This is a genomic window from Komagataeibacter sp. FXV3 (assembly GCF_015155755.1).
Classification (GTDB): Bacteria; Pseudomonadota; Alphaproteobacteria; order Acetobacterales; family Acetobacteraceae; genus Komagataeibacter.
The window spans coordinates 49993-70833 of the sequence record NZ_VWPI01000044.1 but is presented as its reverse complement, the minus strand read 5'-3'; the positions used below and the strand labels follow the sequence as shown (position 1 = coordinate 70833).

25 protein-coding genes are annotated in these 20841 nt (G+C 58.6%); 13 read left to right on the top strand and 12 right to left on the bottom strand.

Going from position 1 to position 20841, the window contains the following annotated elements; all coding sequences use genetic code 11:
* The first annotated feature begins 2 nt into the window (after positions 1-2).
* Genes tnpC through F1542_RS17345 form a run of 3 tightly spaced genes read left to right on the top strand, consistent with a single transcriptional unit; the run spans position 3 to position 2178 of the window.
* Positions 3-1535, top strand: coding sequence for an IS66 family transposase (gene tnpC, locus F1542_RS04510; protein WP_408886227.1), 1533 nt, complete (start codon positions 3-5; stop codon positions 1533-1535).
* A complete protein-coding gene (locus tag F1542_RS04505; protein ID WP_227672468.1) occupies positions 1532-2047 on the top strand; it encodes a hypothetical protein in 516 nt (171 codons plus the stop codon). Before tnpC ends, F1542_RS04505 begins: the two co-directional genes overlap by 4 nt.
* Positions 2044-2178, top strand: a complete 135-nt coding sequence (locus F1542_RS17345) for a hypothetical protein (RefSeq protein WP_256431423.1) — start codon at positions 2044-2046, stop codon at positions 2176-2178. The genes F1542_RS04505 and F1542_RS17345 overlap by 4 nt, the downstream gene beginning before the upstream one ends.
* Here the strand turns inward: F1542_RS17345 and F1542_RS04500 are convergent, their stop codons facing one another.
* The 4 genes from F1542_RS04500 to F1542_RS04485 all read right to left on the bottom strand — a co-directional run bounded on the left by F1542_RS04500 (position 2179) and on the right by F1542_RS04485 (position 4190).
* Positions 2179-3093 (bottom strand): hypothetical protein, encoded by a 915-nt coding sequence (locus tag F1542_RS04500; protein ID WP_193731983.1) that lies wholly within the window; start codon positions 3091-3093, stop codon positions 2179-2181.
* 88 nt (positions 3094-3181) lie between these two features.
* On the bottom strand, positions 3182-3448 hold the full coding sequence (locus tag F1542_RS04495) for a hypothetical protein (protein WP_193731982.1): 267 nt from the start codon (positions 3446-3448) through the stop codon (positions 3182-3184).
* Positions 3449-3582: 134 nt separating this feature from the next.
* The gene (locus F1542_RS04490) at positions 3583-3924 is read right to left on the bottom strand and encodes a DNA-binding transcriptional regulator (protein WP_193731981.1); all 342 of its coding nucleotides are present in this window, start codon (positions 3922-3924) and stop codon (positions 3583-3585) included.
* Complete coding sequence (locus tag F1542_RS04485) at positions 3912-4190, bottom strand: BrnT family toxin (protein ID WP_193731980.1); 279 nt, start codon at positions 4188-4190, stop codon at positions 3912-3914. The genes F1542_RS04490 and F1542_RS04485 overlap by 13 nt, the downstream gene beginning before the upstream one ends.
* A 136-nt stretch (positions 4191-4326) precedes the next feature.
* On the opposite strand from F1542_RS04485, the gene F1542_RS04480 reads away from it, so the two are divergent.
* Positions 4327-5145, top strand: a complete 819-nt coding sequence (locus tag F1542_RS04480) for a hypothetical protein (protein ID WP_193731979.1) — start codon at positions 4327-4329, stop codon at positions 5143-5145.
* Positions 5146-5251: 106 nt separating this feature from the next.
* Positions 5252-5752 carry a hypothetical protein gene (locus F1542_RS04475; protein WP_193731978.1) on the top strand — a complete coding sequence of 167 codons (501 nt, stop codon included), beginning with the start codon at positions 5252-5254 and terminating at the stop codon, positions 5750-5752.
* A gap of 18 nt (positions 5753-5770) precedes the next feature.
* Here the strand turns inward: F1542_RS04475 and F1542_RS04470 are convergent, their stop codons facing one another.
* Positions 5771-7033, bottom strand: coding sequence for a Y-family DNA polymerase (locus tag F1542_RS04470; RefSeq protein ID WP_193731977.1), 1263 nt, complete (start codon positions 7031-7033; stop codon positions 5771-5773).
* A gap of 3 nt (positions 7034-7036) precedes the next feature.
* Positions 7037-7423, bottom strand: a complete 387-nt coding sequence (locus tag F1542_RS04465; protein ID WP_193731976.1) for a LexA family transcriptional regulator — start codon at positions 7421-7423, stop codon at positions 7037-7039.
* A gap of 40 nt (positions 7424-7463) precedes the next feature.
* Here F1542_RS04465 and F1542_RS04460 point away from each other — a divergent pair, with 40 nt between their 5' ends.
* On the top strand, positions 7464-8093 hold the full coding sequence (locus F1542_RS04460) for a hypothetical protein (protein WP_193731975.1): 630 nt from the start codon (positions 7464-7466) through the stop codon (positions 8091-8093).
* 275 nt (positions 8094-8368) lie between these two features.
* Here F1542_RS04460 and F1542_RS04455 read toward each other — a convergent pair whose 3' ends face one another.
* Positions 8369-9172: a tyrosine-type recombinase/integrase gene (locus F1542_RS04455; RefSeq protein WP_227672467.1), complete on the bottom strand. Its 804-nt coding sequence runs from the start codon at positions 9170-9172 to the stop codon at positions 8369-8371.
* An 82-nt stretch (positions 9173-9254) separates the two neighbouring features.
* Positions 9255-9707 carry a MarR family transcriptional regulator gene (locus F1542_RS04450; protein WP_193731974.1) on the bottom strand — a complete coding sequence of 151 codons (453 nt, stop codon included), beginning with the start codon at positions 9705-9707 and terminating at the stop codon, positions 9255-9257.
* Between the two features lie 67 nt (positions 9708-9774).
* Between F1542_RS04450 and F1542_RS04445 the strand changes: the two genes are divergently transcribed.
* Positions 9775-11289 carry an FAD-dependent oxidoreductase gene (locus F1542_RS04445; protein ID WP_346011776.1) on the top strand — a complete coding sequence of 505 codons (1515 nt, stop codon included), beginning with the start codon at positions 9775-9777 and terminating at the stop codon, positions 11287-11289.
* Between the two features lie 192 nt (positions 11290-11481).
* Here the strand turns inward: F1542_RS04445 and F1542_RS04440 are convergent, their stop codons facing one another.
* On the bottom strand, positions 11482-12063 hold the full coding sequence (locus F1542_RS04440; protein WP_087608788.1) for a TetR/AcrR family transcriptional regulator: 582 nt from the start codon (positions 12061-12063) through the stop codon (positions 11482-11484).
* A gap of 151 nt (positions 12064-12214) precedes the next feature.
* Here F1542_RS04440 and F1542_RS04435 point away from each other — a divergent pair, with 151 nt between their 5' ends.
* On the top strand, positions 12215-14347 hold the full coding sequence (locus tag F1542_RS04435) for a molybdopterin cofactor-binding domain-containing protein (protein WP_193731971.1): 2133 nt from the start codon (positions 12215-12217) through the stop codon (positions 14345-14347).
* On the top strand, positions 14344-15651 hold the full coding sequence (locus F1542_RS04430; protein WP_193731970.1) for an FAD binding domain-containing protein: 1308 nt from the start codon (positions 14344-14346) through the stop codon (positions 15649-15651). Before F1542_RS04435 ends, F1542_RS04430 begins: the two co-directional genes overlap by 4 nt.
* Here the strand turns inward: F1542_RS04430 and F1542_RS04425 are convergent.
* Complete coding sequence (locus F1542_RS04425) at positions 15620-16183, bottom strand: TetR/AcrR family transcriptional regulator (protein WP_193731969.1); 564 nt, start codon at positions 16181-16183, stop codon at positions 15620-15622. The genes F1542_RS04430 and F1542_RS04425 overlap by 32 nt on opposite strands.
* Before the next feature lie 68 nt (positions 16184-16251).
* On the opposite strand from F1542_RS04425, the gene F1542_RS04420 reads away from it, so the two are divergent.
* The 3 genes from F1542_RS04420 to F1542_RS04410 are packed head-to-tail and all read left to right on the top strand — an operon-like array spanning position 16252 to position 18362.
* Complete coding sequence (locus tag F1542_RS04420; protein WP_193731968.1) at positions 16252-16959, top strand: DUF1349 domain-containing protein; 708 nt, start codon at positions 16252-16254, stop codon at positions 16957-16959.
* The gene (locus F1542_RS04415) at positions 16956-17492 is read left to right on the top strand and encodes a sugar O-acetyltransferase (RefSeq protein ID WP_193731967.1); all 537 of its coding nucleotides are present in this window, start codon (positions 16956-16958) and stop codon (positions 17490-17492) included. The genes F1542_RS04420 and F1542_RS04415 overlap by 4 nt, the downstream gene beginning before the upstream one ends.
* Positions 17493-17519: 27 nt before the next feature.
* Positions 17520-18362, top strand: coding sequence for a PhzF family phenazine biosynthesis protein (locus F1542_RS04410; RefSeq protein ID WP_193731966.1), 843 nt, complete (start codon positions 17520-17522; stop codon positions 18360-18362).
* Positions 18363-18477: 115 nt separating this feature from the next.
* On the opposite strand, the gene F1542_RS04405 is transcribed toward F1542_RS04410, so the two are convergent.
* Positions 18478-19398, bottom strand: a complete 921-nt coding sequence (locus F1542_RS04405) for an SDR family oxidoreductase (protein ID WP_193731965.1) — start codon at positions 19396-19398, stop codon at positions 18478-18480.
* A gap of 150 nt (positions 19399-19548) precedes the next feature.
* Here F1542_RS04405 and F1542_RS04400 point away from each other — a divergent pair, with 150 nt between their 5' ends.
* A complete protein-coding gene (locus tag F1542_RS04400) occupies positions 19549-20241 on the top strand; it encodes a type 1 glutamine amidotransferase domain-containing protein (protein ID WP_193731964.1) in 693 nt (230 codons plus the stop codon).
* On the opposite strand, the gene F1542_RS04395 is transcribed toward F1542_RS04400, so the two are convergent.
* Positions 20238-20747 carry a MerR family transcriptional regulator gene (locus F1542_RS04395; RefSeq protein WP_193731963.1) on the bottom strand — a complete coding sequence of 170 codons (510 nt, stop codon included), beginning with the start codon at positions 20745-20747 and terminating at the stop codon, positions 20238-20240. The genes F1542_RS04400 and F1542_RS04395 overlap by 4 nt on opposite strands.
* Positions 20748-20841 lie beyond the last annotated feature (94 nt).

Here is a 20841-nt window from a genome sequence, read left to right as displayed (position 1 = left end):
TCGTGCGGCTGTCGGCGTCGGCCCGGGCCTATGATGCCCTTGTCCAGTCGCTCAGGATCCGGATCGCTCGCCTGCAGAAACAGAAATTCGGGGCCAGTTCAGAAAAGATCGAGCGTGAGACTGAACAACTCGAACTGCTCCTCGAAGATGTGGAAATCGCCATCGCGGCAGCCGATCCGTCTCCCGAAAGTGAGGGGGGCGATAACGGCGATGCCGTGGTCTCTCCCCAAAGACGGCGCGGCAGGCCCCGGGTCTCGGACGCCACACCACGGGAGCGCATTGTGCTCGACCCGGGTGAAGCCTGTTCCACCTGTGGCAGTCCCTTGCGCCTCGTTGGCGAAGATGTCACCGAGATACTGGACTTTATTGCGGCAAAACTGAAAATTGTCGAAACGGCACGGCTGAAGAAATCCTGCCGTCATTGCCAAACAATGGTGCAGCCTGAAGCGCCATCGCGCCCTGTCCCCCGGGGCATGGCTGGCCCCGGGCTCCTGGCCCATATCCTGGTCTCGAAATTCGATGACCATATCCCGCTTTATCGTCAGAACGAGATCTTTGCCCGTCAGGGTGTCGAAATCCCTCGTTCAACCCTGATCGACTGGTGTGGTCAGGCCGTTGCAGTCCTGCGGCCTCTCATAGATCTGATCCGTCAGGATGTCGTAAAGGCAGACCTGCTGCATGCCGATGATACGCCCATCCAGGTTCTTGATCCCCGCCTGCGCCAGGCGGGCAAACCACGCGGTGTGAAGGAAGGGCGGATCTGGACCTATCTGCGCGATCCCCGCCCCTGGGGCGGGAGTGATCCGCCCGCCGTTGCCTACTGGTTCTCTCCCGATCGCAAGGGGATCAATCCCCAGACCCATCTGGCACAGTTCCGTGGTATTCTGCAGGCAGACGCCTACGCCGGGTTCAGGGACCTGTATAAACCCGATGCAACGGGAACCGTGCGTGTGCGCGAAGCGGCCTGCTGGGCCCACCTGCGTCGGGCATTCCATGATGTCTGGAAAGGCAGCTTCTCGACAATTGCAAGGGAAGCGCTTGAGCAGATCGGAGAGCTCTACGATATCGAGCGGCAGATCACCGGGCATCCCGCCAGGCACCGTCTGGCTGTCCGACAGGAAAAAAGCCGCCCCCGCGTTATAGCGTTCCATGCCTGGTGCGAAGCACAGCTCACCCGCATCCCCGGGAAGGGAGAACTGGCAAAAGCGATCCGCTATGCGCTCAACCGGTGGGCCGCCTTTATCCTGTTTGTGGAAGATGGTCGTGTCGCCATTGACAATAATCCTGCCGAACGGGCCATACGGCCCGTATGCGTCGGCCGAAAAAACTATCTCTTTGCCGGTTCCGATGCCGGTGGGGACAACATCGCTGATGCCATGACCCTCATCGAAAGCGCAAAACTCTCAGGCCTCAATCCGCATGATTACCTTGCCGACGTCCTGGCCCGTATCAACGAGCACAAGATCAACCGGCTCCATGAACTGTTGCCATGGAACTGGCAACCTCTCACAGATCTTCACAAACAGGCCGCATGATTAATGGCGGCCTTAAGCGGCCGGTTACGATCAACGTGGCCGAGATCAAGGATTACGGGCAGGCCGGCCTGAACGCCGTCACCACCGTCCTGAGCATCGCCGCCGTCGCCAGCGCGATCGGTACGCCCGCCGTGGGCATCATCGGCCTGGCGGACACGGCGCTATCCACCGCCCTGACCGACTTTTCCACGGCGGCCGGATCCACGCTGACCATCACCTATGACGACACGAACTGGAAAACCCGGGTGGACAGCATCCTGTCCGCGCTGACCAAGGTGGAAAGCGACCTGAGCGCCGCAATCACCGGGGTCTCGACCAAGGTCCCCAGCACGGACCTGTCCGACGCCAACACGGCCCTGAGCGCCCTGAGCACTATCGTGTCCGCGTTCAAGGCCCTGCTGGACAGCGTGGCCGCGCGTCGGAACGTCGGGGCACGACTGTCCGGTTCTGCCGCTGCGCCCTCCCAGACACAGGTGCAGCAGGCGCTCCAGGTGCTGGGGGTGACAGCATGACGCCCTTCATGGAGGGCGTCATCTCCGGTGCGGGCGGCGTTGTCGTCCTTATCGGGTTGCTGGTCACGATCCCGCTCAAGCTGCATGCGTTTTATGTGGCGATGCAGTTGCGAGAGCATGGAATTGAATAATTAAGATTTCAATCCCTTTTCCTTTTCTTTGCTTATTATAGAGGATAGTGTTAAAATAGCGTTATTTAGTTCTTCAAATTTTATTTTCCCGTCCCAATTTGTGCAATCCTCTCCGTTCCATTTCGAAAATACTTCTTTTACTTCAGGCCATGTCGCAGACAAACCATATGTTTCTAAATAGAACTGCCCGAATTTTATGGCATGAATTCTATTAGATATTCTCAATGCTTCCTTCATATGATTTGATGCATTTGTAAATGTATATCTTGTAAAAAAACCAACCAATGCAAGTAATATAATGCCACGAGCTGAATAAAAAACGAGAGAAGGCCATGATATATTCAAATAAATACTATTTATTCCCCAAAAAGATATTATTGTTGTCAATATTAGACCAAAAGCCAATATAAAAGCCCCTAAAATATTCCAATTACTTGACCTTGTTTTGTAATATCTCTCCTCTTTTTCGAGGGATAGAACAGTAATCCTTACAAAATTACTTGATGATTTTACAAGATTTTCTTTGTATTCTTTTGTATATTTCTCTCTTTGTTGGGAGAAATTTTCCATCTTTTCATTTAATGCCTCTTCTTTTTTAGATAAGTGATAAAAAAGTTTTTCTTTCTCGTTTTTTAAATTTAATTTAAGAAGTTCCATTTCAGAAGAATTATTTTTTATAATATTCTCATTTTCTATTTTTAATGTGTTAATTTGTTCTATTAATTTATATATTTTATCTTCATACTTAGACGAAATAGATAATTCCGAATTGGCTCTATCCTCCTTCTCCTTCGATATAGATTTCTTTAGTGAAATATTTTCCTCGTTAAGTTGAAAAATTTTATTATAAACTGATTCATTAGTATCTCTATTATCTACATTTATGGTTTTACGATTATTTTTTTCTTCACTCATAATTTATCTCAAATTGTATATGTTAATAATTTACATGAGGTCTTTCATATATAAACGCAGGCTATGCTCTACATTGTTTTTCCTTCAGCTACTTTATATCCAACAGATCCTCCATCTGAGCACGTAACACACGGGTCACCAGATCGCCTTGGATCAACTTTCGGACTCCATCCAGCACCGTGCGGCGTGTCTCATCGGCCGTATAGGTCACACAATAATCGGACAGGATGATTTCAGACTGGGCAATCGCTTCCCGGTCTTGCCTGTCATCCAGCCGATTAAGGATGGCCTCCCAGTCGGCACGGTTGACGGTGACCGTGGTTGTCGTCTCGGACACATGCGCAATCGAGTTCATCGGTAAATCTCCCCTCGCTTGTTGACGGCCACGACCTCGATCGTGGTTCCCGTCTGGCGGTAGACTGCCTGCCATATAATATACGAGTTCTCTGCCAGAACCATTGGATGATTGGGAAGGATATGGCGTCCGCGCTATTCCGCCGCCACATCTAGCGCCCGACGCGCCGCATCAGGTTCGCGCTCCAGAATACGCAGCAGCGCCTGCACGGCCGGGTCCAGACCCACACGACCCTGCTCCCAGTTGCGCCATGTCGCCACAGGGATGCCGGTCAGATCCGCGATCTGTTTCTGGGTCATGCGCAGCGTCTTCCGCACGGTTGCGGGTGTCGGGTATGGGGCGGACAGATGGCTTGTATCATCCGTGCCGTCCTCACTCGCCTGACGGTCGATATCAGCTTCCGTGGTGGCATTCACCTTGTCCCGATTGATGGTTCCACCGTGCCGGGCGATCTGGCTTAATGTCATCCTTGCCATTTCTTCCACTCCTTATCGTGCATGCGGCGCGCGGAGATGATCCACGTAACATCGCCGCGCCGTGTGTAGACGACCATGTAACGGTAGCCCTCGATCATCCCGACTGCCTGAATCCGTGTCTCACCGTAATCCTTGCGGGTGTCTTCGCGTTCGATCACTTCCCCAAGAAAAATGCGGGCAGCGTATATGAAATCGAAACCACGGGTGGAGAGGCACGCTGCGCTTTTTTCATCGTGCCAGTCAAAGGCGTGGTGTGTTGCCGTCATAGGTATTTGATACGCTAGAAGCGTATCGAATGCAAGGAGAATAACACGCTAGCAGCGTATCTCTGATCCGAACAATCAATCGTATTGCGTAACCACAAGGCGGCTCTCCGGAGCCGCCTTTTTTATTGGAACCAGCATGACAAATCGCAAACTTGCGCATATTCGCAAGCTGGGCTGCCGCCCGGCCGAACACCGTCCCAATCAGCCCCATCTATCTGCCATGCGTGGCTTCCGTGCGCGGCAGGCCCTTACCCGGCTCGACCGCACCGGTATCAATCCCGCGCCGCTGATGCTGGGCAACGACGTGCTGGGGGATTGCACCAGCGCAGGCATCGGCAATCATCTGCGCGCTACGGCTGCACTGGCAGGCTTCCAGATCACCGTCGCCACACCGGACGCCGTGCAGTTCTATTCCCGCTCCACCGGCTACGTGCCCGGCAATCCTGCCACGGACAACGGCGGTGTGGAGGTGGACGTACTGACGACGGCCCTGCGCGATGGCTATGCGCTGGCAGACCAGACCCTGTTCCCGATCTGGGGCAGCGTCGATCCGGGCGACCTGAACGGGATCCGCAACATCACCGCAGGCCTGTCCGCCGCCTATCTGGGCGTGCAGCTGGCCACGGCGGATATGTGGGAGGATCAGGACGGCAACCTGCCGCCCGTGTGGGACACCGACAGTCCGGCCGACCATGGTGACCCGACACCGGGCAGCGCAGGCGGCCACTGCCTGCTGCTGTGGGATTATACCGGCACGGCCGACACGGACCTGGTCACGCTGCTGACATGGGGCAGCCTGCAGAAAGCGACATGGCGCTGGGTGCGGTCGCGGATCATGGAAGCGCATGGGCTGGCATGGCGTCAGCTTCATGAGCCGGGCGCTCTGTATCCAGCCGGTGATGACTGGGCGGCGCTGGTCGCGACGAATGATGCGTATCTGCAGGGTCGCCAATAAAAATCGCTGGAGCAAAAGGATTTATTTTAACCGTAGATCTGATTTCCTCATTGCATAACATACCATATTGTCTCATACAGGAATGACAATATGGAGAGATACAGATATGGATATGGACATCGCCTATTGGCAACAAGAAGACAAAAAGCTCCTTGACCGAGTGATGTCTTCAATGGGGTTCGGCCCATCTTCCCTTGCTAAACGCCTGCGTGAAATGGCTGGAGACCGTTGGGAAACAGGGTCGTGCTTACGTGCTATCCAGCGCGCAAAGAGAGGTGAGACCAACATGTCTCCCACGCTCAGGATGGTCCTACTGGGATTGGACAGAGATTGGCGCCGCGCGGAACAAGCGGCAGAAAAGGTCGAGTGGGAGAAACGGACTGGAGGAATCCTTCATACTGTCGCCCATGGCTTTGGGATATCACTTATCCCGCAAACAAAAAATCGATGGAAAGTTCAAATCGAACATCTGGAAAGTGGATATTCTCCCAGTTGGATTGAATGGCTGGACAATTTGGAAACTGCAAAAATTCGTGCATTTGTCCAATTAGATGACACTTTGTTAGATTTGAGCTGGCCAGGAAATCCCAATATTAAGTCAGAGTGATCTTCAGGAGGTTTTTTATTACCATGCCTTCACCTCCATGATGTCCTGCAGGCGCGTCGTGTAGGCTGGTGACAGCATTGCCTGGCGGGCGCGCCATGTCCGGTCCAGTCCAGTGGAAAGTGGCCTGACCGTGCCGCGTCCATAGCGGCCGTTCACTGCATCCAGTGCGTCCATAAGCCGGGATGACTTTACCGGGTCTTGTGTCTGGAACAGCCCGGTCTGCACGCCAGCCGGGCACAGTCCATCCAGCATCACGCCCGCCTTGAAATACCGATACCCCGGCTTCCAGATCCTGCGCAGCAGCCGGAGCGCCTCGGTAATCAGGACAAGCGTGTCACTGGTCGGCTCGATGCCGCAGGATTGCTGGTTGGCGTACCAGCTTGTGTCCTTCTGGTGCGGGGCGGTCTGGATGAACACGGTCATGAAAGAGGCGGTCATTCCCTCAGCTCGCAGCTTTTCCGCCGCCGTAGTCGCATAGTGAGAGACGGCCTCGCGCAGGTCCGTCCAGTTATCGACCAGCCGGCCAAAGGTGCGGGTGCAGGCCAGTCCCTGACATGGCGCCGCGAGCTCTGACAGCGGCAGGCAGGATTGACCCCGCAGTTCGGCCTGTACGCGGGCACCGACCACTGTCAGCATGCTCCGGGCAGCCCGGCTGTCCATGGCCACGAAATCGGCAATCGTCTGGATCCCCGCGCGCTGGAGCTTTTCAGCAGTGCGGCGGCCGATGCCCCATACTTCCCCGATGGACAGTTCGTGGAAATAGGCCTGGCGGTCTGCCTCCCTGTTCAGATCGCATACGCCATCCAGTTCGGGCCGGTTCTTCGCGATGCCATTGGCAAGCTTTGCGATCGTCTTGGTTGGTCCCCAGCCGATACAGGTGGGGATTTTCGCCACAGCGCGCACTTCGTCGCGCAACTGGCGGCAGAAAGCCGGCAGGTCATAGGGCAGCCCGGACAGGTCGAGGAACATTTCATCGATCGAGTAAGGTTCGACGCGAGGCACCCGGCTTTCGAGGACCTGATACATCCGGCGGCTCATGTCGGCATACAGCGGGTAATTGCTGGAATACCACTGTACGCGTGCCAGTTCCGGCCGACGCCGGATCAGGTGCCAGGCATCTCCCATCCTGATGCCCAGCTGCTTGGCCTCTTTCGTGCGTGCGATGGCGCAACCGTCATTGTTGCTCAGAACGACCACGGGGGCCGTGCGGATCCGTGCTTCAAAAACCCGCTGGCATGAGCAGTAAAACGAATTCGCGTCTATCAGGCCATATATTGGCATGGCCTAGATCTTCATGCGCACCAGGGCGGCGACCACGGCCCACACTTCCGAATCATGTGCAGGGTCCAGCGGATGCATCTGGGCATCCTGCCCTTTGCCCGAGCGCAGCCACCATGCTCCGCGCTGCCGGGTGATCTCACATACGATGGTCTGATCCTGCCAGCGGGCCACGACCACGCAGCCAGACTGCGGCCGGGCTGCGGTGTCCACGATCAGGACATCCCCGTGCAGGATCCCGCGCGCAGCCAGTGCATCCCCCACCACCCGGACGGGATAACGGTTCGGCCGGTGCAGATCGAGGGCCTCGCTCAGATCGATCGGCCCCTCGGTGCTGTCAGAAGCCGGGGAGGCAAAGCCCGTGGTCCTGTCGCCTGCATACGCCCCTGACATGATCAGTCCGTCCCTTCTCAAAAGATGAAATGAACGTAACATGAACAAGTCAAGCAGTGTCAAGTTTGTTCTTGTAATGTTTTGCTGCATGGTGCTGTCTGCCTGCGCAATCCATCCTGCGAGGATCTCCACCACCATTCCGCAGGCTATGGCAGCCATACAGGCCAGTCTGGCGCACGCGGGGGCGATATCCGTATCGCATGCTGCCGACTGGACACCGGATCAGGCGGCGCGTTTCGGGCAGGCTGTCCGTGCCGCCCAGTGCAGCCAGGGAATGGCGGATCCGGTAATCGGTACGGTGGTTGGCAATGTGACGCTAGAACTGTCCGGCTCATTCACGCAGAGCGGTCAGTTTACCGTGGGGGCGGTCACCACTGCCCCAACCGTCGGCATCGGGGGATCGGCCAGCCGCACGCATGGGCAGCAGATCAGCCTGCCGGTGGCCTATGCCCCGCTGTCATCGCTGCCGGATGTCGAGATGTCGCGGCAGGTCGGTTATGAGACGGAGATGCTGGCGCAAAACGATGATGCGCGGCATAGCGAAGCCATGCGGCTGGTCGCTGACCGTGAAAAATTGCGTGCCCGTGTGACAGCAATGATCGATAGTTGGCCGTTGGCTAAATGCCTTGGGCATGAAAATGTGGTGCCATTCGTTGGCGTGAGGCACTAAATATGTGTGGCAATCTCCTGCACTCACATGTGGTAGGAGGTGTGGTAGGTCTGTTTTTATACCTATCGTTCTTTCTGCTTTGCCTGCACGTGTTAACCTAAATAAAACATATACTTAGCGGGATCGGCGCAATCGTATCCGGATTGCTAAACCGTTATACGATGTCAAGTCGTATCGAGGGTTCGAATCCCTTCCCCTCCGCCAGAACTTCTTGTAAATAAACAAGAAATTGCCAAGCGCCCTACGGGGCGCTTTGGTCGTTTCTGGACGGTTTTTCAGGCTGGTGTGGGGGAATTTGTGGGGACCCCTGCAAAAATCTGCTCCGCCTGGAACTGGACCCGCTCCTGTTCCTCCACGGTCAGGAAGCCGAGATAGTTCTGTTCGGTCACCTTCACGGAACTGTGTCCAAGGTGCCGTGACAGGCGATAGATGTTCCCTCCTGCTTTCAGCCACCGCACGGCAAAGGCATGTCGCAGGCCATGCACCCCGAAGCGCCGGAACAGCGGATTGTCACGCAGGATGCGCCGCATGATCTGGGCGTGGTTGGATGAGAAATTGGCGAACGGCTTGCCGGTGGTGCCGCTGGTGTACAGGAAGCCATTTGCCGCACCCTCCTCCAGCGCCTTGGTGGCATTGCCCCCGGGTGTGTGCCACGTGAGGGTACGCGGTCTGCTGGTCTTGGTTTTGGTCAGCAGGATCTGGCGGCTTCGGCTGTCCACCTGCCAGCGTTCCAGCTTTACGGCTTCGTTCATGCGCATGCCGGTTTCGGCCAGTATGGACAGGATACCGGCAACGCCAGGTGGTGCCGCGTCGATCGCGGTCTGGATTTCCTTCTGCGTGGGCGGCCGCTTGGGTTCACGGCGTTCGCGGATGATCGTGCGGTCAAAGGCCTGCACCGGATTATCCGTCCGCCAGCCGATAGAGCAGCAGAAGCTGAGTAACCGGGACAGGGCGGTCAGATCGCGCTGGATGGAGGCGTTGGAAATGTCTTTCTTCTTCCCATTCGCCTTGAGTGAGCCAATATGTTTACGCTCGCTGATCCAGTCAGCAATATCGCGGGTGGTGATGGAGGCGACCAACAGAGAACCGAAACGTTCGTCAAAGCGGCGGATGCTGGACAGGTAGCGCGTACGGACTGATTGTTGATTTTCACTGGTTTTATCATCGCATCAGGTCGTCAGCGAAGCGTCGCAAAAGCGTCCGTAACTGATCGAGGTCGGCATCCGTCCAGTCGACGAGGATGCGGTTCGCCAGTCTCTGGCGGGCCGCATTCAGCAGGTCGACCATTTCCTGTCCCTTTTCAGTCACTGTCGCTTCGCGAATACGCCTGTCCGTTGCAGACGGGTGGCGCTCGATAAGGCCCAGCTCTTCCAGCCTGGTCATCTGTCGGCTGATCGTCGTGTGATCACGCCCTGTACGGTCCGCGAGTTCGACAACACCGACAGGACCGTAACGCCATACGCGCGCCAGAAGCGGAAACAGGGCGCGATCCAGTGGAATGCCCGCTTCTTCGATCAGTCGATCATCCCGACGCGGCCGGTTGATTTCATCGACCAGATCGATGATCGCGGCATGCAGTCCGCGCAGGATATCAGGATCATGTGTATTATTCACGCTTTTTGTTGCCCTGGACGCCGCTCTGAGATATGTGAATATTACACATTGATTCGCGGAGTTGCCAGTGTCCTTCGATACAGACGTCCTGATCTCGGGTGCCGGGGCCGCAGGCCTGACGCTTGCGATCGACCTCGCCCGACGCGGGGTTTCGTTCCGACTGATCGAACAGAACACGCAGCCGTTCAGCGGATCGCGCGGGAAAGGCATCCAGCCCCGGACGATGGAGATCTTCGAGGATCTCGGCTTCGTCGACCGCGTGGCGGCCGCAGGCGGCCCCTACCCGCCGCTGTGCCAGTATCGTCCTGATGGAACCCACAACGTGTCGCTTCTGACGGAGGCTGAAGTCTTCCCCACTCCCGCCGAACCTTATGCCGCGCCGCTGATGCTGCCGCAGTTCGCAACCGAAGCCGTCATGCGGGAGCGGCTTGCCGAGCTTGGGCATCATCCTCGCTTCGGCACACGGCTGACCGGATTTGAACAGGACGCACATGGCGTAACGGCAAGGATGGGAGGAGAAACCGGCGAGCATATGATCCGCGCCCGGTTCCTCGTCGGAACCGACGGCGGCCGCAGCTTCGTGCGCCATGCCCTGGCTATTGATTTTCCGGGAGAAGCACTGGGCGTGCGTGCGATCGTTGCCGATGTGCGGCTGGAAGGTCTTGATCGGTCCGTCTGGCATCGTTTCCAGCTCGGTTCACCGGCGACACAGGTGATGATCTGTCCACTGGCGGGAACCGATCTGTTCCAGGTTCAGGCACCCGTGGCACTGGAGGGAGAGATCGACCTGTCTCCGGCCGGACTGACCGCACTCATCGAGGTCCGGACCGGCAGAGGGGACATCGCCGTTCGCTCGGTGTCCTGGTCCTCGGTTTATACGATGAATGCGCGTCTGGCTGATCGCTACCGGGTCGGACGCATCTTCATTGCGGGGGATGCCGCTCATGTTCACCCGCCAACCGGTGGTCAGGGTCTCAATACCAGCGTTCAGGACACTTATAATCTCGGCTGGAAGCTGGCCTCCGCGCTCGCGGGTGCGCCGGAAGCGCTGCTTGATAGCTACGAGGCGGAGCGCCGACCTATCGCGTCGAACATGCTTCATCTCTCGACGCGGCTGCTTGGTGAAGCAAAGCAGGGCACCATGCGGCGCGATCGCGAAGCGCGTCAGCTTGACCTCGGCTATCGCGGCTCATCATTGAGCGCGCCCGGTTCGGTGGGCGGCAGGGTGCAGGCGGGCGATCGCGCACCCGATGCGCCCTGTCGCGGGCAGGCGGGGCAACGGACACGGCTGTTCATGATTTTTCAAGGGTCTCACTGGACCCTGCTCGGCTACCAGCCGCACGACCGGCCGTCGGCCATCGCGGGCGTCCGTATCGTCGCCGTTGGTGCGGAGCATGAACTCGTCGACGAAGATGGCAATATCGCCGAAGCTTACGGGATCGAACCCGGTCAGTGGGTGCTCGTACGTCCGGACGGTTACATCGCCGGGATCTTTCCCTCTGACGGACTGGAGCCGCAACTTTCGCGCTACCTCGCGCATGTGCTGCCGTCCGGCCCGACCGATACACTCGCAGGGTCATGATGGGGGAGAAGCGGACGGTCGGCTGTCAGATCGGAATAATAGAAAAGCACCCAATCAATACTGTGAAAACCTCTGACAGCCGGACACCTCAGTAACAACCGATCAGCCCCGATGAGGCTTGATCCCGACGATAGCTGCCTATCGCTCCACATTTCCGTCTGCACCCTCGCCGTTTACGGAATACGACAACATTCAGGAAACCTGATCCACGATTTTTTGGATCCATGTGCTTGTGATGGGCGCATACGGAATCAGCATCCGGTAATAAAATGCGCCATATAGCAGGTCGAGGGTGAGTTCGGCCTCTTCTGAAGAGATCCCGAACTGTTCGAGCGCCTCTTTTCCCGCTTGCCGCCTTGGGGCAATCCACCGATCCCAGAATGCCTGTTCGAGCACGGAGCAGGATTGAGCGGCGGCAATCATGTGCCGCAGGAGTTTCCGCCGTGGTGCGTCCAGCGCCGCACTGAGGTCTTCAAGCGCGAAAACCAGCGTCTGCCTGACGTCCTGCCCCGTTCTGTAGGCAATCTGTGGGGTCAGTTCCGACAGGAATGCGTCCATCACAACGGCAGCGGCACTGTTCCAGCGCCGGTAGAGCGTTGTTTTCGCCACCCCTGAATGACTTGCAATCGCCTCCATCGTTACCCGCTCCGGGCCCAGATCATAGGCGAGTTGCAGCGCTGCCCCCTGTGCGGCCTCGGTCGCCTGCTGACTGCGTTTGCGGCCGCTTCCTGTTGAGGAAGCTTTTGCAGCATGAGATGGGTCGGGACTGTTCAAGATCGTTCTCCAGCACACTGCGGGAAAACTGCCACCGTCCGATGTTTTTCGCAACGATCCGTATCGTTTATTGACTACGATACGGAGCGTATCATAAGTGTTGGTCCTATCCTGATAACGGTCAGGACAGGACAGACACCGGAGCAAACCTGTGATTGGACAATCCATCCAGAAATGGGACGCCCTCGACAAAGCCAGAGGGGCTTTCCCCTACCCTTCTGACCTGTATCGCGACCACTGTGTTCATCTCAGGGTCCTGCGCGCCGGACGTGCCCATGCCCGGATCGTGTCAATCAATACGGATGCGGCACGGCAGGCCCGTGGGGTCGTGCGGATTCTGACCCATGCCGATATTCCGGGCCTCAACAGTTTCGGTCTGATCGCGCCCGATCAACCTGTCCTGTGTCATGACCGGGTGCGCTTTTGTGGTGATGCGGTGGCCCTTGTCGTGGCCGAAAGCGAGCAGGAAGCGCGGGATGCCTGCAAGCTGATCCACGTCGAATATGAAGACCTGCCCGCCCTGCTGGATGCGCGGCAGGCACTCGCCTCCGATGCGCCGCGGATCGGGCCAGACGGCAATCTGTGCCATGAGGTCGATCTGGGTTTTGGCGACGTGGATGCGGCGCTGGCAGCTTCCGCCCATGTCGTGCGCCTGACCTACAGCACGGGGCGGCAGGAACATGCGTTTCTGGAGCCCGAAGCGGGCATCGCCTGGCGTGATGAGAAGCAGCGGATCGCCATAACCTGTGGCGGGCAGAACCCCTTTGCCGACCAGAAGCAGATTGCCGCCATTCTTGGTGTTCCGCTGGAGCAGGTCCATGTGTCGCATCCACCCATGGGGGGCGCTTTTGGCGGCAAGGAGGACCTGAATGTTCAGGCGCATCTGGCGCTGGCGGTACACGCCACGGGTCGCCCTGCCCGCTATGTCTATGAGCGTGAAGAAAGTATTGGCTATTCCGTCAAACGCCATCGCTTTGAGGTCGATGTCGCGGTGGGCTGTGATGCCACGGGCAGGCTGACGGGCTTCAGGGCCAGCCTTCTGGCCGATACCGGGGCGTATATGACGCTGGGGCCGGCTGTTCTTGTTCTTGCAGCCGAACATGCCTCCGGCCCCTACCGTTTTCAGGCCAGCCGGATTCAGGGCAAGGCCGTCCATACCAATACCGGCAATGCCTCGGCCTTTCGCGGGTTTGGCAATCCGCAGGTTATTCTGGGCATTGAGCAGGCGATGGACGTGCTGGCGGCGAAATGTGGCATGAACCCCATTGATTTCCGGGTGCAGAACCTGCTTCGCGGCGGTGACCGGGCCGGGGCCGGGCATATCGTGCGCAATGATGTCACGCTGCCACGACTGATTGCAGCAGCCCGCAACGGGCCATTGCTTCGTGCGCCTGAGGCAGAAACCCTGCGGCCAGATGAAGATGGCAGGCTGCGTGCGACCGGCTTTGCCTTTGTCTGGCAGGGCTTCGGGCTAGGAGCCGGGGCCGAACCCGGTTCCAGCGTCACCCTGCGCCGCGACGCAGACGGGCAGTTCTGGCTGGACTGTTCAAGTGCGGATCTTGGCGAGGGCAATCTGTCCGCATTCCAGCAGATTGCCGCGTCAATGCTGGGTTGCGCGGCGCATGACATCGGGCTTGATAGCGGCAGCACGGATAATACGAATTCATGGTCCACGAACGCCTCCCGCTCCGTGGTCGTGACTGGTAATGCCGTAGCGAAGGCGGCCCGTCAGTTAGCCGTGCGGATTGATGCGGGTGAAAACGGAGCGCTGGAGGAGACCGCGCATTTTGCCCCCGATTTCCCCGAAAAACTGACATTGGGCGCGCCGCACGTCGGGTATTCCTACGGCATACAGGCCGTTCGCATTGCGCTGGATACCGCAACTGCGAATGTCACGGTGGAAGAAGTCGAGACATGGCTCGATGCCGGAACGGTCATCAATCCCGATGGAGTGACAGGCCAGATCGAAGGCGGTCTGGCGCAGGGGCTGGGCTTTGCCCTGAGTGAAGACCTTGTGCAGCACGAGGGGCGTGTCCTGAACAACCGTTTCTCGTCCTACATCCTGCCCACCATCCGCGATGTGCCGGTGGATGTTCGTGTTCACCTGATCAATCACCCTGATGCGTCAAATCCGCTGGGCGCGCGCGGCATTGCGGAAGTCGGGCTGACACCTGCGGCGCCCGCCATCGCCAATGCCCTTGCGCGCTGCCTTGGCCATCGCTTCGAACAGTTCCCGATCACGCCGGAGGCCATTCTGCCGGTCATGGAAAGGGTTCTGTCATGATCACATTCCAGCTTAATGGCGCGCCGGTCCAGATTGCGCATGAGGGCAAGACCCTGTTGCAGGTGCTGCGCGATGATCTGCACCTCAATGGCGCCAAGCTTGGCTGTGGTGAAGGCGAATGCGGGGCCTGCACGGTGCTGGTGGATGGGCGGCCAGTCTGTTCCTGCCTTGTAGCAGCCGAAACGCTGCAAGGCGCTACGGTTACAACCATTGAAGCCCTGGCCCGGACGCGGGATGGATCAGAAATCTGTTCCGCCCTGGCGCGCACGGGCGGGGTGCAATGCGGGTTCTGCACGCCGGGCATTGTCATGGCCTGGGCCGGCCGGCACCGTGATGATACCCCCGATGATGCCCTTGAGGGCAATCTCTGCCGGTGCACGGGCTATGTGAAAATCCGCGCAGCATTGGAGCAGGCACCCTGCCTGCCGCAACACAGGGGCACCATTTCCGGCACGGCGGACCTGTCCTTGCAGGACGGGCTGACCCGTCTGGCCCAAAATCCTGAACTGGTCCCGATCGCAGGGGGAACCGACCTTGTGGTGCGCGCGGGCCATGCTCTTGGCGCCCACCGGCTGTTTTCGCTTGAGCGGCTCGATGCGCCGGAACTGCATCAGGTTTTTTGGGAGGATGGCAATCTCGTCATCGGTGCCCTGATGCGCTGGCAGGATATCCTGCATGATCCTGTCATTGCGCGCTCTGTGCCCATCCTCAGGGATGTCGCGCATGGGGTTGGCAGCCCGCAGGTCAGGAATGCCGCGACCATTGGCGGCAATGTGGCCACCGCCTCCCCGGCAGGAGACGGGCTTCCCGCACTGGTGGCCCTTCAGGCCCGTGTCCGGCTCATCCATCGCGATGGAAGCCGAGAGATGCCCGTTGCCGCATTCATCACGGGGGCCGGGCGCACGCAACGCAGGGCAGGAGAACTGATTGCTGGCTTTGTCATTCCCGCAAAATGCCTGGGCCAGCCGCAACTCTTTACCAAGGTCGGCCCGCGCAGCGCGCAGGCGATCTCGAAACTGTCCCTCGCAACGGTCGGCGTGCCTGATGACCCGGCCGGGATCAGCTTTGCGTTCGGGGCGGTCGGTCCCGTTCCCATGACATGCCCGAAGGCGCATCATTCCCTTGCCTCAGGCATGCGGGATGACGCGCATCTCAACGCCGTGGCTGACCTGGCCATGTCCGAAATCACGCCGATCGATGACATGCGCTCGACGGCCTCCTACCGCAGGCGCGTGGCTGGCAATCTTCTCATGCGCCATTGCCGGGCACTCTTCAGCCGTGCGGCGTGCAGAGGCGGCGGATAATGTCCTCTATCTGCCCACGGTCCAGCTTGGCGGGGTCCACCGAGCCGTGAATGCCCATGCCCTCGACCAGGGCATCGAGTGCGCGGCAGGTCAGCGGATCAAAGAAGCACCCCAACGCCTCCCGGCTGGCCTGCATCCAGTCGCGCATGATGGCCGCGAGTGCGGGCTTGCGGGCGGCAAAGGCGTATAATTCATAACTCAGCAGCAGCGTGCGCGGCGTGGACCAGATGTTTCCGGCAATGATATCGACAAGCGCCTGTATCGCCTCCTCCCGGTTTCCGGCCTCGGCCAGCCGCCCGACAAACGCTGCGGAACTGGCATGGGCCACCTGCGTGAAAGCCAGATGCAGCAGGTCGTCCATGCCGTTGAAATGGTATGTCATCGAGCCAAGCGGCACGCCCGCCGCCTTCGCCACGCGGCGGTGCGTCGTGCCCTGCACGCCGTGTTCCACGATCACGTCCAGGGCAGCATTGATGATGCGCTGCTTGCGGTCGGGGTCGGGGCGACGGATGGCTGAAGGGTTGCTTGACATGAGGGAACAGGTTTAGCCTTGCGCGATGTGTACGTTCGTACACAAGATGAATATCTCAACGACGCGGGATGGTAGCAGTGAGCGAGAATACCGAAAAGAACGCTTCCCCCGGCATGACACGGCGCACGATCATCGCAGCAGGCGCAGTAGCCGGTGGCATGGCCCTTGGCGGCGGAGTGGCACATGCCAGCGCGCGCGGCCCGTGGCGGGGCGGGGTCTGGCTCAACAAACCACATCAGAGCGCGATCAGGGCCAATGCGCTTGAGATGACAACGGACAAGGGCTCCGACTTCTGGCGCGAGACCTTTTACGGCTTCACACGTGATAGCGGTCATTTCTACGGCATGCATGCCCCTGCCCGCTTCACGGCGCAGCTTCGTATCCGCGCTGAGTATGAGAAGCTGTACGATCAGGCCGGTCTCATGGTGCGCATTGACGAGACGCGTTGGGTCAAGGCAGGGATCGAACTCTCGGATGGGCGCGCCATGCTCAGCAGCGTGCTCACCGATGGCCGCTCGGACTGGGCCACGGCTCCTTATGAGGGCGACCCGAAGGATTTCTGGATGCGGGCAAGCGTGGCCGATGGCGTGCTGCGGCTTCAGGTCTCGGGGGATGGCAAAACCTGGCCGCTTGTGCGTCTGGCCCCCTTCCCTATGGCTGAGTCCTATCTGGTCGGGCCGATGTGCTGCACGCCGGAGCGTGAGGGGCTGAAGGTGCGTTTTTCTGACTGGAAACTGACCCCGCCGCTTAACAAGCCACTGCATGACCTGACATGATGCCCCACCGCAGCGAAAAACAGAAAATGCTGGCGGGCGAGCTGTATGTGGCCAGCGACCCCGAATTGCAGCACGATATGGCGCAGTGTGCCGAGTGGCTTGCCCGATACAACAACGCCAACGCTACCCTGCCTGAACGGCTGGGCGCGGTTGGAGAGAATACCTGCATCCGCCCACCCTTTCGTTGTGATTACGGCTATAATCTCTTTCTGGGGAACAACGTATTCTTCAATTTCAACTGCATCGTGCTTGATGTGGTTCCGATCAGGATTGGCGATGGCACGCAGATCGGTCCGGGCGTGCAGATCCTGGCAGCCGATCACCCGCGCGATCCGGCTTTGCGCCAGAAAATGCTGGAATTTGGCCGCCCTGTTACCATTGGCCGCAATGTCTGGATCGGTGGCGGCGCCATCATCCTGCCTGGCATCACGGTCGGGGATGATGCCATTATCGGGGCGGGCAGTGTCGTCACCCATGATGTGGCCGCTGGCGCAACCGTGGCCGGCAATCCGGCGCGGCCTCTGCATCTGTGATCATAACCTCGGCAAACAGATACACCCATGACTGAATTCCAGTTTCAACAGATCGATGTATTCTCCACTGAGCCGACCAGGGGCAATCCGGTCGCCGTGGTAATCGGAGCCGACGACCTGACCACGGAGCAGATGACCGCCTTTGCCAACTGGACCAACCTGAGTGAAACCACGTTCCTGCTCCGTCCAACAACGCCGGAAGCAGATTACAGGGTGCGTATCTTTACGCCCCGGACGGAACTGCCGTTTGCGGGCCACCCTACCCTGGGTAGCTGTCATGCCTGGCTGGCTGCGGGCGGCCAGCCGCGCGGGAATACGATCGTGCAGGAATGTGGTCTGGGCCTTGTGCCGGTGCGCGCGCATAATGGCTGCCTTGCTTTTGCAGCGCCCCCATTGCAGCGATCGGGGGCGGTGGAGCCCGGCCTGCTGCACCGGGTTGCGGATGGGCTGAAGATTCCCGCCTCATCCATCCGGGCCGCGGCTTGGACTGATAACGGGCCGGGATGGCTATCCGTCATGCTGGGGTCGCGCAGGGAGGTTCTGGCGCTTGAACCCGATTACGCGGCCCTGTCGGACCTGTGTATCGGCGTAACAGGACCTTGGGATCCCATCCATGATGGACAACAGGCGCAGTTCGAGGTGCGTGCCTTCGCCATGGCCTGCGGAGTCAATGAAGATCCCGTTACCGGTAGTCTGAACGCCGGGCTGGCGCAGTGGCTCATAGGCAGCGGGCTCGCGCCCGAGCATTACATTGCCAGCCAGGGCACCTGCCTTGGCCGGGCCGGGCGCGTCCATGTCGATCAAGAAAATGGAAAAATCTGGGTTGGCGGGGGGGCAACGACCCTGATTAAAGGCGTGCTGCGGTTATAATCCTTCTTGCAGGAATTCAAGGGACCTTTGCTGGCTTCAATATGGGAAGAGTGTCAGTTTTTGAGATACATAACATGCGCATGCATTGCCTGACATGAAAGCGGTATCCACCTCTCTATTCCTTCCTGATCAGTTCCAGACCCTCCTCATATGTCGTCACGGAAAACTCGGGAAAATGGTGTTTGAATTTGGTTGAGTCGAAGAGATTGTCCTGTTCGTAACGGGGCAGCAATTCCCTGATCTCCCGCACCTTTTTTGAGAAAATGCCTGCGATGATCAGTGGCCATTTTCCAATGACCGAATAGGAAGGGGGACGTCCGAAAATCCTACTCGCCATGGTAACAAATGTCTTGTAGGTCGGCCGATCGTCACAGCACGGCAGATGCCAAGTCTGCCCGAAAGCTCCCGGTGTATTGCCCAGCGTTGCCAGCGCGCGGCTCGCATCCGGCGTCCAGATGAGGGTCCGGCGTGTGTCGTCACGGACAGGCACCAGGGGCCTTTTACCTGCTTTCAGCCTGTCAATGATCAGGGCGTTGGTGAAGCTCTGGGTTTTTCCCGGTCCATAGAATTCCGGTGCGCGGGCGATCAGCACGGGAATGTCTCCGCGTGCCATTTCTTCCAACACCATGGAGGCCATTGCCGCGCGCACCCGTCCTTTCCGGCCAATCGGCGCAAAACACGTTTCCTCCGTCTGGATCTGGCTGTTCTGCGGATACATGTAGGTATTGTCGAAATAGGCAAAGCTGGCCCCCGCCGCCCGGCAGGCCTGCAGGGCATTCCTCAGCATGACGGGAAACTGTTCTTCCCAGAGTTTGCTGTCAGGGGGCAGGCCGGCCGTAAAGTAGACGATCCGGCTGCCTTTAACTGCCTGTGTCGTCTGCCCTGCATCCAGCAGGTTCGCCGCCATGAGCGTATCGTCTTCGTTGACCTTGCGGGGATTGCGGCTCACAAGCCGCAACGCCCCCGTATGATGCTGATATAATGTTCGCGCTAGTTCCGTGGCGATTTGGCCATTTGCGCCCAGTATTGTCTGCATGTGAGGCTGCCTCCATGATGTCAGGTAGGTTTGCCCTTACACCATTAACCTTGAAGTCAGATTTAATGTCAAACCACAGATTGACCTTCAACCGGGCTTGAACGTTACAGGGCAGTGATCAGAAACGCTGCCGCATGGGAGGGGCCAGCCATGAACCGTCGTATCCTTCACGTTGTCACCAACACCGCTCATTTCGGCGATTCCGCGCAGCCGACCGGATTATGGCTGTCGGAACTGACGCATGCGTGGGACGTATTTGCCGCCAGCGGTTATGAACAACGCATTGTCAGCCCAAAAGGCGGCAGGGTTCCGCTTGATCCGCGTGCGTTGAAATGGCCTATGCGCGATGCCTCCGCCAGGGCCTGGCTGGGCGATGGAGAAAAAATGGCCCTGCTGTCTTCAACAGGTAGCCCCGCAGACATCAATCCGGTCGATTATGACGCGATCTACTTCACCGGCGGTCATGGCGTAATGTGGGATTTTCCCGACAATGAGGGCCTTCAGGCCATCACCCGCGCACTATGGGAAAAGGGCGGTGTGGTCTCCGCTGTCTGTCATGGATATTGCGGACTGCTGAACACCCGGCTTGCAGATGGCTCCTTTCTGGTCCGCGGTCGGAAAATCACCGGTTTTTCATGGACCGAGGAGAGGCTGGCGGGTGTCGCGCGCGAAATCCCCTTTAACGCGGAGGCACAGATGAAGGCACGGGGCGCGATTTATGAAAAGGCGCTGCTTCCGTTCATGTCCCATGTCGTGATGGATGGACGGTTGGTGACAGGACAGAACCCCTTTTCCGCCAGGGCGACGGCAAGAAAAGTGGTGGCGCTTCTGGATAGGATTTAACGGGATGCCGTCTTTTTACGGCGGCCAGGGCTTACCGACTGACGGCGGTCCGTCGCATCCAGAAGGCGGATATCGTCCGACGTGACGTCGAGGGCTTTGGGGTGATCCGCAAGCATGTTCGTCAGGACACGATGCGCATTGGCTGCACAGTCCATGTCGTCGGGGCGCGCCTGAATATCCTCGATCAGACGGAGCAGATGCATCCTGCTCTGGGCCAAGCGTGCCTGCAGCGCTTCGATATCCGCAATCTTGCGTGTCAGGGCATCCATCAATGTAGCGTGGTCCCAGTGTTCCAGATCAGGAGGCAGCAGGGTGCGGATTTCATCCAGTGTAAACCCGGCCCGCTGCGCCGTTGTGATGAGACCCAGGATCATCACGGCCTGCCGCGGATAGGTCCGGTATCCGTTGGGCCGGCGGTCAACCGTTTTCAGCAGCCCAATGCGCTCATAGAACCGGATCCTCGACGGTGTCAGGCCACTTAGCCGTGCCAGTTCTCCAATCTTCATGATTTCCCCCCCCCGGTCATGAACGCAGCTTGACCTTGAAGCTATCTTTAACGTTAGGCTCTGACCAGTATCCCGTTATTGATCGGCAAGGAGG

Excerpts from the sequence above, each read along its gene's own strand:
- F1542_RS04505 (WP_227672468.1), top strand. The coding sequence starts at position 1,532 with ATGATTAATGGCGGCCTTAAGCGGCCGGTTACGATCAACGTGGCCGAG.
- F1542_RS17345 (WP_256431423.1), top strand. The coding sequence starts at position 2,044 with ATGACGCCCTTCATGGAGGGCGTCATCTCCGGTGCGGGCGGCGTTGTC.
- F1542_RS04500 (WP_193731983.1), bottom strand. The coding sequence starts at position 3,093 with ATGAGTGAAGAAAAAAATAATCGTAAAACCATAAATGTAGATAATAGA.
- F1542_RS04495 (WP_193731982.1), bottom strand. The coding sequence starts at position 3,448 with ATGAACTCGATTGCGCATGTGTCCGAGACGACAACCACGGTCACCGTC.
- F1542_RS04490 (WP_193731981.1), bottom strand. The coding sequence starts at position 3,924 with ATGGCAAGGATGACATTAAGCCAGATCGCCCGGCACGGTGGAACCATC.
- F1542_RS04485 (WP_193731980.1), bottom strand. The coding sequence starts at position 4,190 with ATGACGGCAACACACCACGCCTTTGACTGGCACGATGAAAAAAGCGCA.
- F1542_RS04480 (WP_193731979.1), top strand. The coding sequence starts at position 4,327 with ATGACAAATCGCAAACTTGCGCATATTCGCAAGCTGGGCTGCCGCCCG.
- F1542_RS04475 (WP_193731978.1), top strand. The coding sequence starts at position 5,252 with ATGGATATGGACATCGCCTATTGGCAACAAGAAGACAAAAAGCTCCTT.
- F1542_RS04470 (WP_193731977.1), bottom strand. The coding sequence starts at position 7,033 with ATGCCAATATATGGCCTGATAGACGCGAATTCGTTTTACTGCTCATGC.
- F1542_RS04465 (WP_193731976.1), bottom strand. The coding sequence starts at position 7,423 with ATGTCAGGGGCGTATGCAGGCGACAGGACCACGGGCTTTGCCTCCCCG.
- F1542_RS04460 (WP_193731975.1), top strand. The coding sequence starts at position 7,464 with ATGAACAAGTCAAGCAGTGTCAAGTTTGTTCTTGTAATGTTTTGCTGC.
- F1542_RS04430 (WP_193731970.1), top strand. The coding sequence starts at position 14,344 with ATGATCACATTCCAGCTTAATGGCGCGCCGGTCCAGATTGCGCATGAG.
- F1542_RS04425 (WP_193731969.1), bottom strand. The coding sequence starts at position 16,183 with ATGTCAAGCAACCCTTCAGCCATCCGTCGCCCCGACCCCGACCGCAAG.
- F1542_RS04420 (WP_193731968.1), top strand. The coding sequence starts at position 16,252 with ATGGTAGCAGTGAGCGAGAATACCGAAAAGAACGCTTCCCCCGGCATG.
- F1542_RS04415 (WP_193731967.1), top strand. The coding sequence starts at position 16,956 with ATGATGCCCCACCGCAGCGAAAAACAGAAAATGCTGGCGGGCGAGCTG.
- F1542_RS04410 (WP_193731966.1), top strand. The coding sequence starts at position 17,520 with ATGACTGAATTCCAGTTTCAACAGATCGATGTATTCTCCACTGAGCCG.
- F1542_RS04405 (WP_193731965.1), bottom strand. The coding sequence starts at position 19,398 with ATGCAGACAATACTGGGCGCAAATGGCCAAATCGCCACGGAACTAGCG.
- F1542_RS04400 (WP_193731964.1), top strand. The coding sequence starts at position 19,549 with ATGAACCGTCGTATCCTTCACGTTGTCACCAACACCGCTCATTTCGGC.
- F1542_RS04395 (WP_193731963.1), bottom strand. The coding sequence starts at position 20,747 with ATGAAGATTGGAGAACTGGCACGGCTAAGTGGCCTGACACCGTCGAGG.